The 13,369-nt window shown below is 57.3% G+C and carries 11 protein-coding genes; 3 read left to right on the forward strand and 8 right to left on the reverse strand.

The genetic code is table 11. The features are described from left to right. Positions 1 to 72 precede the first annotated feature (72 nt). Complete coding sequence (locus ACR0JI_RS00155) at positions 73 to 1,650, forward strand: bifunctional metallophosphatase/5'-nucleotidase (RefSeq protein WP_480492876.1); 1,578 nt, start codon at positions 73 to 75, stop codon at positions 1,648 to 1,650. Positions 1,651 to 1,709: 59 nt separating this feature from the next. On the opposite strand, the gene ACR0JI_RS00160 is transcribed toward ACR0JI_RS00155, so the two are convergent. After that, positions 1,710 to 3,362 carry a tetratricopeptide repeat-containing sulfotransferase family protein gene (locus tag ACR0JI_RS00160; protein WP_480492877.1) on the reverse strand — a complete coding sequence of 551 codons (1,653 nt, stop codon included), beginning with the start codon at positions 3,360 to 3,362 and terminating at the stop codon, positions 1,710 to 1,712. 55 nt (positions 3,363 to 3,417) lie between these two features. On the opposite strand from ACR0JI_RS00160, the gene ACR0JI_RS00165 reads away from it, so the two are divergent. Together ACR0JI_RS00165 and mnmH are read left to right on the forward strand one after the other, a co-directional pair. Beyond that, the gene (locus ACR0JI_RS00165; protein WP_480492878.1) at positions 3,418 to 4,083 is read left to right on the forward strand and encodes an SOS response-associated peptidase; all 666 of its coding nucleotides are present in this window, start codon (positions 3,418 to 3,420) and stop codon (positions 4,081 to 4,083) included. 37 nt (positions 4,084 to 4,120) lie between these two features. Next, positions 4,121 to 5,173, forward strand: a complete 1,053-nt coding sequence (gene mnmH, locus ACR0JI_RS00170) for a tRNA 2-selenouridine(34) synthase MnmH (protein ID WP_480492879.1) — start codon at positions 4,121 to 4,123, stop codon at positions 5,171 to 5,173. On the opposite strand, the gene selD is transcribed toward mnmH, so the two are convergent. From selD to ACR0JI_RS00205, 7 genes are read right to left on the reverse strand one after another with little or no spacing between them, the layout of a single operon-like run. Further along, complete coding sequence (gene selD, locus ACR0JI_RS00175; protein ID WP_480492880.1) at positions 5,164 to 7,323, reverse strand: selenide, water dikinase SelD; 2,160 nt, start codon at positions 7,321 to 7,323, stop codon at positions 5,164 to 5,166. The two genes, mnmH and selD, sit on opposite strands and share 10 nt — an antisense overlap. A gap of 5 nt (positions 7,324 to 7,328) precedes the next feature. After that, entirely contained in the window at positions 7,329 to 7,715 is a 387-nt protein-coding gene (locus ACR0JI_RS00180; RefSeq protein WP_480473524.1) for a Na+/H+ antiporter subunit G, read from the reverse strand. 7 nt (positions 7,716 to 7,722) lie between these two features. Further along, positions 7,723 to 7,992: a K+/H+ antiporter subunit F gene (locus ACR0JI_RS00185; protein ID WP_209503286.1), complete on the reverse strand. Its 270-nt coding sequence runs from the start codon at positions 7,990 to 7,992 to the stop codon at positions 7,723 to 7,725. After that, a complete protein-coding gene (locus ACR0JI_RS00190) occupies positions 7,989 to 8,486 on the reverse strand; it encodes a Na+/H+ antiporter subunit E (protein ID WP_480473523.1) in 498 nt (165 codons plus the stop codon). Before ACR0JI_RS00190 ends, ACR0JI_RS00185 begins: the two co-directional genes overlap by 4 nt. Then, positions 8,486 to 10,030, reverse strand: a complete 1,545-nt coding sequence (locus ACR0JI_RS00195; protein WP_480473522.1) for a monovalent cation/H+ antiporter subunit D — start codon at positions 10,028 to 10,030, stop codon at positions 8,486 to 8,488. Before ACR0JI_RS00195 ends, ACR0JI_RS00190 begins: the two co-directional genes overlap by 1 nt. Further along, on the reverse strand, positions 10,027 to 10,386 hold the full coding sequence (locus ACR0JI_RS00200) for a Na+/H+ antiporter subunit C (RefSeq protein ID WP_209503290.1): 360 nt from the start codon (positions 10,384 to 10,386) through the stop codon (positions 10,027 to 10,029). Before ACR0JI_RS00200 ends, ACR0JI_RS00195 begins: the two co-directional genes overlap by 4 nt. Beyond that, positions 10,386 to 13,256, reverse strand: coding sequence for a monovalent cation/H+ antiporter subunit A (locus ACR0JI_RS00205; protein WP_480492882.1), 2,871 nt, complete (start codon positions 13,254 to 13,256; stop codon positions 10,386 to 10,388). Before ACR0JI_RS00205 ends, ACR0JI_RS00200 begins: the two co-directional genes overlap by 1 nt. Positions 13,257 to 13,369: the final 113 nt, after the last annotated feature.

A 13,369-nucleotide genomic window follows, 5' to 3' on the forward strand; every position in this document is an offset into this window, starting at 1 on the left:
GCTGGATTTCTCCTTTGACTCTCAGTCGACATAAGCGCACGATCCCCGGCAATAATAATAGGGAGTTCCAAGATGTTGACCCGATTTTTAACTTCGGTTGCGGTGGTGGGCCTGACTGCGGGCGTCGCAGCAGCCGACTACAAGCTGACAATTCTGCACACCAACGATTTCCATTCGCGCTTTGAGCCGATCAACAAATACGACAGCGGATGCGGTGCGGAAGACAATGCGGAAGGTAAGTGCTTTGGCGGCTCGGCGCGCCTTGTTACGGCAGTTGCCGATGCGCGCGAGCGCGCAGAAAACTCGATTCTGGTGGATGGAGGTGACCAGTTCCAGGGGTCCCTTTTCTATACCTATTACAAGGGCAAGGTCGCGGCCGAGTTCATGAACAAGCTGGGCTATAACGCCATGACCGTTGGCAACCACGAGTTTGATGACGGCCCCGAAGTGTTGCGGGGGTTCATCGACTCGGTCGACTTCCCGGTCCTGATGTCCAACGCTGATATTCGCGACGAAGAGCTTTTGACGGACAGGATCAAGAAATCGACTGTTATCGAGGTGGGCGGCGAAAAGATCGGCCTGATCGGTCTGACCCCAATCGACACGGATGAGCTTGCCTCGCCCGGCCCCAACGTCACGTTCTCGGACCCGGTGCCAGCCGTGCAGGCCGAAGTCGATAAACTGACGGGTGAGGGCGTTAACAAGATCATCGTTCTCAGCCACTCCGGCTATGGCGTCGATCAGCGCGTCGCGCAAGAGACGACCGGCGTTGATGTGATCGTCGGCGGACATTCAAATACGTATCTTTCGAATGTGTCGGATAAGGCGGCAGGTCCGTACCCAACGGTGGTAAACGGCGTACAGATCGTTCAGGCCTATGCCTATGGCAAGTTTCTGGGCGAGTTGAACGTCACTTTCGATGACGACGGCAAAGTGGTCGAGGCAGTTGGCGAGCCTTTGATCATGGACAACGCAGTAACCGAGGATCAGGCCGCGCTGGACAGGATTGCGGAACTGGCGGTGCCTTTGGATGACATCCGTAACAAGGTCGTTGCAAGCGCTGCGGAAGCTGTTGAAGGGGATCGCTCTATTTGCCGCGTGCAGGAATGCCAGATGGGCAACCTGGTCGCCGATGCGATGCTGGCGCGCGTGGCGGATCAGGGCGTTCAAATCGCCATTGCCAACTCGGGTGGGTTGCGGGCGTCCATCGACCCTGGCGATGTAACCATGGGCGAAGTTCTGGCTGTACTACCTTTCCAGAACACATTGTCGACCTTCGAAATCAGCGGACAGGGTGTCATTGACGCGCTGGAGAATGGCGTTAGTCAGGTGGAAGAAGTGAAAGGTCGTTTCCCGCAGGTCGCTGGTCTTAGCTTTACCTGGGACCCAAGCGTTGCGCCGAACGAAGGACGCGTCAGCGAGGTGATGGTTGCCGACGGTGACGGTTTTATACCGATCGACCCGAACAAGACTTACCTTGTCGTCACCAACAACTTTGTTCGCAACGGCGGTGACGGGTACGAGATGTTCGAAGGCGACGACAAGAACGCCTATGACTTCGGCCCGGACCTTGCGGATGTAACCGCAGAATTCCTGGCGGAAAATGCGCCCTATCAGCCCTATGTCGACGGGCGTATCAAGCAGAAATAACTGGGTTTACGACAAAGAAAAAAGCCGCATCCTCGTGATGCGGCTTTTTGGGGAACCGATCAGCTGAAATCGTATTCCGGCCAGAGTTCGGGGTCGATCCCGTCGAGCATCGGCTTGATATGCTCGACAACCCCGCGCCAACCTCCGATAGACTTGGTCGAGATCTTGCTGCGCACCTGATCAATGCTGGCCGTGCGCACCTGTTTCGTGTTCTTTTCAGGGTGCATCATCGTTTCGTTCCACTCCAAATCGCAGAACGCGGCGACCTGCTGGCTGTAAGTTTTCGGGTCTGCCACCAGTTCTTCGTAAGGCACCGTCAGAATACGATTGCCGAACACGGCATCCCAATGTGCCATGTAGCGACGATACATATTTGCCGAATGGGCGATGGCCTGCATATTCGAGGCATAGCGCATTCCACCGGCAGGAAAACACCTGATCCATTTGGACAATCCAACATCACGCGGATCGCGCAGCATATTAATAATCTTTGCCTTTGGGAAGGCAGACAGCAGGAAGCCGATACGTTGATAATTGTGCGGCATCTTGTCGACAAAGGCGACAGAGTCGCCCGGAATGGGCGGCATCAATTCGAGGAATTCCCGCGCGAGTTCAGACGCTTTGGCAACGTCGTACTTCTGGCCTTTTTTCTCATATTCACGCGACAGGTCCGCCCCCAAAGTCAGTTCACCGCAACCGGATATTCCGGGGGCTGAACTCAACATCATTTCCATCAATGTCGTGCCCGAGCGGGGCTGACCCAGTACAAAGATTGGTGTTGGCCCCTCGGCAAAGCCGGACTCTGGTGCTTCGGCATCAACGGGAAACAAGCTGGTGATCCGGAACAGTTTTTCCTCTTCATCGGCCGAGACATAAGGGTTGCCTTGGTGCTGAATATCATTGGCCCGCGCGTAATGCGGCATGGCGGCATTCAACCCGTCTAGCGTCGAAATCAGATGTGCCTTTGCGAACTGAAGCTCCAAAATATTATCTCCTCTGTCGGAGATAGTTGTATTAACGGCTTCTAGTAGTTCCGAAGCGTCCTCAGCTGATACCATTGTCGACAATTGCAGCAACGCCGACACGTGCCCAGGTTCATTTTGAAGTATGCGCTTCAGAATCGCCTTGGACCCGCGCTTGTCACCGCTTTGGTGCAGATTGACGGATTTATGAAAAGCAATCTTTGTGTTCTCGGGGGCCAACTCGTAGGCGCGCGCGATATCGCGCGAGTTTTCATCGTCAAATCCAACTTTGGCGTAGGCTCGTGCACGTTTTTCAAGAAGATCCACATTGTCGGGATCACTTTTCAGCTTTTTGCTCGCATGCTCAATGATCATGCGCCAGTTGGTGCCCTTGAGATGAATTTCATCCAGAACGCGGTTCAGTTCCTGATTGTTGGGGAATAGTTCCAGTTTTTGTTCGGTATATTCGAGGGCCTTGGGAATCTGCCGGGTCTGCATCAAAGCATTCGCCAGGTTTTCGACAAACTGCGGGTCGTCCGGTTTCATCCGCGAGGCTTCAATAAAATGCGGAATTGATTTCTTGTATTGCTTCATCTCGGTCAAGACAAAGCCGGCGATGGCATGATAATCCGAGTCTTTTGGGAATTTCTTGACACCCAACTGGGCCTTTTTCAAAGCTTGCGGAAGCTTGCCCGCGTCCAGAAGGGCCAGTGCTTTGCTCTTAAGGGATTGCGTTGTCTGGTTTTCCATGTGACCCCGTGAAATCCTGTGCCTGTATCAAGAATGTATCGGTGGTTCATTACCCATGTGCGGACGGTTTGCAATAACTCTTCCCAACGACGCAATGGCACAGCTGTTTTCGGCGCGCCCGGCAAACGCTCTGCCTGCGGTGCCGAATTTCAATGTTTGTCCGACAAATCAGGTACATGTCGTGCGTAGTGGCGAAACAGGGCGCCATCTGGACGCGCTGCGGTGGGGATTCCTGCCGCATTGGTACAAGACCGAAACAGCGGGGCCGTTGCTGATCAACGCCCGGGCCGAGACCCTGGCGGACAAGTCCGCCTTTCGCGATGCTTGCCGGACACGCCGCTGTCTGATCTTAGCGACCGGGTTCTATGAATGGACAAAAACGAAACAGGGAACGCGCCTGCCCTGGTATATCCACCGTCAGGACAAAGCTCCGATTGCTTTTGCCGGGGTCTGGCAGGACTGGGGTCCTGAAGGTGAACGGCAGGGCACCTGTGCTATCGTGACGACGGCTGCCAACAAAAGGCTTGAGGTCATTCATCAGCGAATGCCCTTGATCGTAGAATCCAAAGACTGGCCATTGTGGTTGGGTGAAGCCGGAAAAGGGGCCGCACGGCTGATGCAGCCAGGGAACGAGGATGTGTTGACCTTCCACCGGGTCGGGCCTGCGGTGAACTCGAACCGGGCCAGCGGGCCAGAGCTGATCGAACCTTGTGACGCGTGACCTTTTCTTTGGAAACGCGGCAAGCTAGACCTTCGGCATGGCTCTGAAATTTCCTGACCTGACCCAACTTTACGCGCACGGCTATGATACCGTGATCGACGTTCGCAGCCCTGCCGAGTTTGCCGAAGATCATCTGCCGGGTGCAATAAACCTGCCTGTGCTGAACAACGAGGAACGCGCCCGGGTCGGAACCATTTATGTACAGGACAGCCCCTTTCTGGCGCGCAAGCTGGGCGCTGCTTTGGTGTTCCGCAATGCAGCCAATCACATCGAACATCACCTCAGCCATCATGACGGAGCGTGGCGCCCCTTGGTCTATTGCTGGCGCGGTGGACAGCGTTCCGGATCATTCACATGGATGTTGCAGCAAATTGGCTGGCGCGCCGAAGTGGTTGACGGCGGCTATCGTACCTACCGTCGATTGGTGAACGCTTATTTGTACGATGATCCTTTGCCACATCGGCTGACCGCGCTAGATGGCTACACGGGCACCGCAAAGACCGATCTTTTGGCTTTGTTGAACGCACAAGGCGTACAGGTTCTGGACCTTGAAGCGCTGGCCAACCATCGCGGGTCCTTGCTGGGCGAAAGGCCGGGGGGGCAGCCCAGTCAGAAGGGGTTTGAATCTGCCCTGTCTGCTGCGCTGTGTTCAATGGATCCGGCGCGTCCAGTCGTGGTCGAAGCGGAATCATCCAAAATTGGCAGCTTGATCCTGCCTCCCAGCCTTTGGAACGCGTTGTGCAAGGCTCCGCGTGTGAACATTACGGCTTCGATTGAAGCACGTTCGGCCTATCTGGTGCGGGCTTATGACGACATTCTGTCTGACAGTGACCGATTGCGGGACCGGTTATCACCGCTGCGGTTCCATCGCGGGCATGAGGTCGTGGACGGGTGGCTGCGCTTGATTGATGCGGATGAAAAACAGGCGCTGACACAGGCGTTGATGGAACAGCATTATGATCCCGCATACACCAAGTCCCGGCAATCCCGCCCGGTACAGGTGTTGGCCAATCTCAATATCGCAACTTTGGACAATGCGGGGCTGAGCAACGCGGCCGCGCAAATTGAAAGCCTGCTGGATCAGCTGTGAATGCGCAAGCCGGGTGTGCTGGTCAGTTGGCCAATGATCATTGCCGGATATCCCGCGTCCAGAAGATCTTGCAGAAGAGTATCGGCGTCCTTCGCATTCACGGCGGCCAGCAGGCCCCCGGCTGATTGCGGATCAAAAAGCAGCGCCGCCTTGCCCCCGGACGGAAGATTGGGCGCAATCGCGCTGTTGTCAGCAAAAATCGTTGACCGGACCCCCTGATCCGTCAGCGCAAGAGCACCGTCCATAACCTTTACAGCGTCCAGATCAAGCATGGCGCCGCAATGCGATGCGTCGCAGATGCCTTGCAGATGCCCGGCCAGACCAAACCCGGTCACGTCGGTCATCGCATGGGCGTTGGCCAAAATGCGGGCTGCATCGCCCTGCGGCTGTGTCATATGTTTGTAGGCTGCCGCGACCCAGGCCCCTTCGGCAAGACCGGCCATTTCCGCTGCCATCAGAACTCCGCTTCCCAAGGGTTTGGTCAGGATCAGGCGATCTCCCGGCTGCCCGCCCGCCAATGTAATCGGGGTAGCCTCACACAGGCCAGTCAGCGTGAAACCAACAGTCATCTCATCGCCCATTGAACTGTGCCCGCCCACGATTTCTGCGCCCGCAGCGCGCATGACGTCACTCGCGACTGACATGACTTCGGACATTGTGCGGCTTTGCAGGGGGGCGGACATGCGCGGCAGGATGATCGTTGCCGTGGCCGCCTGAGGCGCGGCCCCCATGGCCCAGATATCCCCTAGGGCGTGAACCGCGGCAACACGAGTCATCAGTGCGGGATCGTTGGTGAAAGCCCGCAGATGGTCGGACGTCATGACTTGCTGCGCTCCGCCCGTTTGCAATAGCGCGGCATCGTCGCCGGGCAAGGTAGCGACGTCGGTACGAGTAGGGGCGGGGAGGGATTTCAGGGCGATTTGCAATGCGTCGCGCCCGACCTTTGCTCCACATCCTCCGCACATGGGCTTTTCACCCAAAACCCCATCAAGCCCAGCGGCCCGGTCGCGTGGCAGGGCGGGCGGTGTCATTCGCGGCAGGTCGCGAAACTTTTTCATGAAACTCTGGTCGATATGGTTCTTCCAGGCCCACATCAACGGGCCGCTGAACGATGTTCCCAAACGCTCGGCCAGTGCAGACTTGCCACCTAGTGAGATCAGTTTGAGATAGTCTTTTTGCGGTGTGTATTTTCGCATCCGTCCCGCGCCGAGCGCTGCGCGCAGATTATCGAACAAAACCGGCGCTTCGCGCACCGCATAGACGCCAGCCTTCGGTCTGGGGTTTTCCGAAAGATGGGCGCAATCCCCGGCGGCAAACACAGCCGGATCACTGGATTGCAGGTAGCTGTTCACGCGGATGTATCCGTCCTGAAGGTCAAGCCCTGTATTTGCGATCCAGTCATAGGCGCGTGCTCCGGCGGCACCGGTCACGAAACCAGCCGGAATTGTGCGCCCGTCCTGTAGTTCCACGTGATCCTGCCCGATCCGGGTGATCACCGTGTTTTCGATCACCTCCACGCCAAGATCATGCATTGCAATCCGGATTGTTGCCGCCGCCTTGGGTTTGGTTGCAGTCAGGGCCGAGGCACTATCGATCAGGGTAATCTGTGCCGCCCGCCCCCTGGCCTTTAACGCGTGCGCCATCGCCATGACCAGTTCGACGCCCGCGACGCCGCCGCCGATCACAGCGACCGAGGCCGGCCCTTGACCCTTTAGATACTCGGCCCATTTCGCAGCAAAAGGTCCCAACGGCTTGGCTGGCACTGCATGTTCCGCAAAGCCCGGCAGGGCGGGCATGTCCGACGTGATCCCTACATTGACCGAAGCCACATCGAAGCCTACCGGAGGATGCCCGGGGACGTGCACTTCATGTGTTTCGGTGTCGATGCCACTGACCGCACCCAAGATCACACGTGCACCTGCGAAACGGGCCAATCTGACAAGATCGATATCCAACTCCCACCGGTCGTAATGACCGGCGACATATCCGGGCAACATTCCTGAGTAGGGGGCAGTGGGGCCGGGGTTGATCACGGTTACCCGCGCGCCGGGCAAAGGGTTCATTCCCCATTTGCGCAGCAGCAGGGCATGGGTGTGGCCGCCGCCAATAAAAACCAGATCACGGGTCAGGGGCAGCGGAGATGTGTGCATTTGTGTTAATTCGCGCTGTGGTCCGGAACATCCTCGACCTGCTCGACCGCGTGGGTGGCCCAGAGCTCATCCTCGCCAGCATCGGGCAGGTCGCTGGGCAGTTCATGACGGTGAATGTGCCATTTTGCAATGAACAGGGCCGTGATCGGAGCCGTCAGGAATAGAAACAGCGTGATCAGAAGCTCGTGTAGCGACAGTTTGCCTTCCAGCAGAACGGAATGGGTGATCGAAGCCAGCAACACCCCGCCCACACCCAAAGTTGTCGCTTTGGTCGGCGCGTGAAGGCGCGACATAGGGTCATTCAACTTGATCATGCCGAAGGACCCGACAAACCCGAAGATACCCGAGACTATCAGGAAAACGGCGATCAGCAGCTCTGCAAGGAATGTCATATCGCCCTCATTCGATGATGTTGCCGCGCAGCATGAAGCGCGCATAAGCCACGGTTGAGACAAAACCCAGCATCGCGATGATCATCGCCGCTTCGAAGAAAATCTCGGTCCCTTTCGACAGGCCATAAAGGATCATCAGGGCAATCGTATTGATGACCATCGTATCCAGAGCCAGAACCCGTGTCCCAACGCCGTCCGCGGTAATGATCCGCCACAGACACATCATGATCGCCGCGCCGAAACAGGCAAATGCAAAGTAGATTGCGTATTCGATCATTCGAAAATCTCCTTCAGGCGACGTTCATAGCGTTGCTTGATTTCGTCGCGCACCTGATCCGGGTTCGGCGCGTCCAGGCAATGAACCAGCAGATTGTGCCCCTGTGCCGACAGGTCGCAACTGACGGTGCCGGGCGTCATCGTGATGGTTCCGGCCAGCACGGTTATGGCCTCGGGTGTCCGAAGCTCCAGCGGAATGCTAACCCAGTTGGGCCGCCGGTCTTCATTGCGTTTGAAGAGGACGATCCGGGCCACCGTCATATTTGCAACGACAATATCCCACAGCACCACGATCATGTATTCGGCGACCATGGGCCAGTTGCGCAGCTTGGGCCTGTCGGGCCAGTAAGGTTGTGTGACGAAGGGAATGATGATTCCAAGGATCAGGCCAAAGACCAGAGAATTCAGTGACGGGCTGTTGGCCAGCAGAATCCAGACGATCGTCAACAAAATGGTCAGGTGCGGGTGCGGAAAAATCCGGTGTAGCAGTTTCATCACTCGGCCCCTCCCAATACGGCGGAGATGTAGTTTTCGGGCATAAACAGCTGCCCTGCGGTTTGGCTTGTATATTCCAGCGCAGGACCCGCGAACAATGTCAGCAGGATCAGGCCGGCTACGGCGCCAAACACGGCAGTAAAGGCCAGACCGGGTTGCGGTTCAGGTGCGACCGGTGCAGGGGCAGCTTCATTTTCCGCTGGCTCAGCTATCGGAACAGCCTGAGTGTCGTAACTTTTCCAGAAAATCAAAGTTCCGGCTCGGGCCAACCCGATTATTGTGACGAACGAGCCGATCAGAATCACGGCCCAGACCGTCGTGGCATCCGAAGCATCGCGCGAGGCGTCCAGCACAAGCAGCTTGCCAATAAAGCCGGACAAGGGCGGCATCCCCGCCATCGCAATCGCCCCCACGAAGAACAGCGCGGACACCAGCCCGCTTTGCGGCATGGGTGGCGTTGGTGCGATGGCCCCGCCGCGCCGCGCCATCACCAGATCGGCAACCAGGAACAGCAGGGCTGTCGCCAGTGTCGAATGGAACACATAGTACAGTGCCGCGGCTGTTGCATCAGGCGTGAATTGCGAGATTGCGATCAACAGGGTGCCCATGGATGCAATCGCGCAGAACGCCACCATGCGGGCGATGTGTTTTGACCCCAGAATGCCGATAGCCCCGACAGCCAAAGTGACAAGTGCAGCAGGTTGCAACCACGCACCCACCAGTCCCTGTGTTGCGGCGACATCGGGGCCAAAGGCCAGTGTGAACATCCGCAGAATCGAATAAGCCCCGACCTTGGTCATGATTGCAAACAGGGCCGCGACGGGCATTGGCGCATTGGCGTAGCTGGCAGGTAGCCAGAAATGCAGGGGCAGAACGGCGGCCTTGATGCAAAAGACCAGCAGCAAAAGAACCGCGCCAACCCGCAGCAATGCCGTATCCTCGGCCGGGATTTCTGCTACCCGTAAGGCGATATCTGCCATGTTCAGTGTCCCAGTCACGCCATAGATCGTGCCCAAAGCAAACAGGAACAAAGTCGATCCCAACAGGTTGTAAGCGACATATTGCACACCCGCCTTCAACCGCACCGCACCGCCACCATGGGTCATCAGGCCATAAGAGGCGATCAGCAGAACTTCGAAAAACACGAAAAGGTTAAAGGCATCTCCGGTCAGGAAAGCGCCGCAGACACCCATAAGCTGAAAATGGAACAGGGCGTGGAAATGCTTGCCCCGGTTGTCCCAGCCTGTTGCAATGGCGTAAAGCACAATCGGCAGGGCAAGCAGAGCTGTCAGCAAAACCATCATGGCTGACATTCGATCCAGCACCATGACAATGCCAAACGGGGCAGGCCAGTTGCCAAGCTCGTATACCTGAATATCTCCGCCCGAGGCCTGTGCCGTGATCGTCAAGGCGATACCCAACAGGGCTACAACACCGGCAACCGAAAAGATGCGCTGCAAATCCAGATGGTATCGCAGGACCATGATGTTAAACGGAGCCAGGATCGCGGGCAGGACGATCGGCGCAACGATCCAGTGGTTCATGCGTCTTCTCCTGCTGCATCTACGCTGTCCTGCGCTGTCATGTCGATATGGTCATCCTTGGAGGACAGGTACGCGCTGAGCGAGATCATCACGATCACCGCGGTCATCCCAAAGGAAATCACAATTGCGGTCAGCACCAGCGCCTGTGGCAGAGGATCGGTATAAGCGACGTCCTTGTATTTGTTCAGAACCGGGGGGGCGTTCAGCGCAAGGCGCCCGGTCGCGAACAGGAACACGTTGACCGCGTAAGTAATCAGCGACAGGCCCAGAATAACAGGGAACGTCCGGCGGCGCAGGATCAGGAATATTCCGGCAGCGGTCAAGATACCGACGGCAGAGGCTACGAGCGCTTCCATCAGGCCTGCTCCTTCTCTTGTTCTTGTTCCGGTGGAGAGTCCCGCAGAGGGTTGATATCCATCGGAAATTCCTGTGCCATTCCGGGTTGCCATGCAAAGCGGGACAGGCTGTCGAGCGCCAGCATTACCGCGCCCAGAACCGCAAGGAACACGCCCGTGTCAAACAGCATGGCGGTGGCCCATTCGAATTCCTCAAGCGGGGGCCAGTGGAGATAGCCAAAATCACTGGTCAGGAAGGGGCGTTCATTGAACCAGGCCCCCAGACCCGTGGCCGCAGCGATCAGCACGCCCCAGCCAATGGTGCCGTGGTAATAAAACCGCTGCCGCTCAATCGCCCAAGTATAGCCGCTGGCCATGTATTGCATCAGATAGGCGATAGCGACGATCAGCCCGGCGATAAATCCGCCGCCGGGCTGGTTGTGCCCACGGAAGAAAATATAGGCTCCGACCATCAGCGCAATCGGCATCATCACGCGGGTCGCCACAACCATCATCAGCGGGTGTGAATCACCGGACTGGGGCCAGTGCGGTTTGCGATTCAGCAGGTAACTGCGGACATTGGTGCTTAGCACGGATTCCGTCAGCGCAAAGATAATCAGCGCGGCAATGCCCAGCACGATGATCTCTCCAAACGTATCAAAACCCCGGAAGTCGACCAGGATCACGTTGACCACATTGGTGCCGCCACCGCCCTTATAGGAATTGGCCAGATGGAACTCTGAAATCGTTGGAAATGCAAAATCGCGCATCATCATCGCGTAGACCAGCGCGCCGGTGCCAAGACCGGCAACGACGGAAATCGCGGCATCCCGCCATCGCCGCGCTGCGCTGCTGTCCCATGGCGTCTCGGTCGGCAGGAAGTTCAGCGACAGCAGCAACAAGATCATCGTTACCACCTCGACCGAGATTTGCGTCAGGGCAAGGTCCGGAGCGGAAAGATAGTTGAACGCGATGGAAACGATCAGGCCCACGACGCCGATCAACACCAGCGACAACAGGCGGTTCCGGTGGAACCACATGATACCAAGCGTTGCGCCCACCAGACAAATCCAGCCGATGATCGGAATGATCTGCGCTGGCAGCGGAACGCGGGTTTCCAAGCCGATGGTTCCTGTCGAATAGGCGTAATAACCAAGGCCCACGGTGAAAGCGACGAAGATGATCGCATAGCGGCTGAGAACACCGTTATGCATCTCGTCGGTGATCCAGCGGCTTAACCTGGTCAGCGCGTCGATGATAGCCTCAAAGATTACCTTGGCCTCGGGCCGGGGCAGGGCATTCCAGACCTGCTCGCCGCGTTTGTGCAGCGCCAGCAGGAAAAGGCCGCCCAATGTCGCAACAACCGACATGTAAAGTGCAGGCGTGAAGCCATGCCACAGTTTGAGCGAGTAATACGGCAGCTTCTCGCCGCCTATCACCGCGCTGGAAACCACGGCGATCAGGGGGCCAACGATCGTGGCGGAATTCAGGCCGATCAGGACGACCAGTACAACCAGCAGTGCGGGTGCCAACCACAGCCCGACAGGCGGGTCATGCGGCTGGCTGGGATAATCGTCTCGCTTGGGTCCAAGGAAAACATGGCTGACGAAGCGGAAAGAATAAGCGGCCGAGAACAGCGCTGCTAAAAGTGCCAGCCCCGGAACCAGATAATGTGAATGCAACCAAGTGGTGTGAACGGTCTCTTCCAGCATCATCTCTTTCGACAAAAAGCCGTTCAGCGGCGGCAGACCCGCCATGGACAGGGCCGCGATGGTGCCGATGGTAAAGGTGATCGGCATCAGATGACGCAGACCACCCAGCCGTTTCAGGTTCCGCGTGCCGGTTTCGTGATCCACGATCCCGGCGGTCATGAACAGGGCGGCCTTGAAGGTCGCATGGTTGATGATGTGGAAAATGGCGGCCACGGCGGCAATTTTAGTGCCAAAGCCCAACAGCATGGTGATCAGGCCCAGATGGGATACGGTCGAAAAGGCCAGCAGCGCCTTCAGGTCATCTTTGAACAGCGCGATGACCGCACCCAGCAGCATGGTGATCAGACCAGTTGTGGCCACGATGTAAAACCAGGCATCTGTTCCCGCCAGAACCGGCCACATCCGCGCCATCAGGAACAGACCGGCCTTCACCATGGTGGCCGAATGCAGATAGGCCGATACCGGCGTCGGCGCGGCCATTGCATGGGGCAGCCAGAAGTGAAACGGGAACTGTGCCGACTTGGTGAAAGCGCCCAGCAGGATCAGGATCAACGCCGGCAGGTAGTAGGGGGACGCCTGAATCAGTTCCTTGCTCTGCAAAATGACACTCAGGTCATAGGACCCAACGATATTGCCGAGGATCAGCATCCCGGCGATCATCGCCAACCCACCCGAGCCGGTGACGGCCAAGGCCATGCGCGCGCCCTGACGGCCATCGGGCAGATGTTTCCAATAGCCGATTAGCAGGAATGAGCTGAGCGATGTAAGTTCCCAGAAAACAATCAAAAGTAGGATATTGTCGGACAGGACAATACCAACCATCGCCCCCTGAAATAGCAGCAGGTAGGTATAGAACTGCCCCATCGGGTCTTCGCGCGACAGGTAAAACCGTGCGTAGAGGATGATGAGCAATCCAATGCCGAGGATCAGCAAGGCGAAAAGAAATCCCAGCCCGTCCAGCATGAAATTCGCGTTCAGGCCCAACCTCGGTATCCAGTCAAACCGGGCAGTCACGACGTCTCCGCGCATGACCGAAGGGATGTGGATCAGCAGCCCCATCAGGGCCAGAAATGTGGTCAACCCGGCTGCGGATGCGGCAGCGTTTCGGCCCGCGCGGATCAGCAGTGCGGGAAATACAGCACCAAGGAAGGGAAGGGCCGCGATAAGGAATAGGGACAAGTGCGATACTCCGGTCTGGGCGGTCAGGGTGAGGTCAATTTTGTAAGGATATTTTGCCGACTGTCCAGAGATGGCAACTTTTTAACGAGCTGAAATGGATCACCAAGGTATTG

The sequence above is a fragment of the Ruegeria sp. N10 genome, from assembly GCF_056531545.1.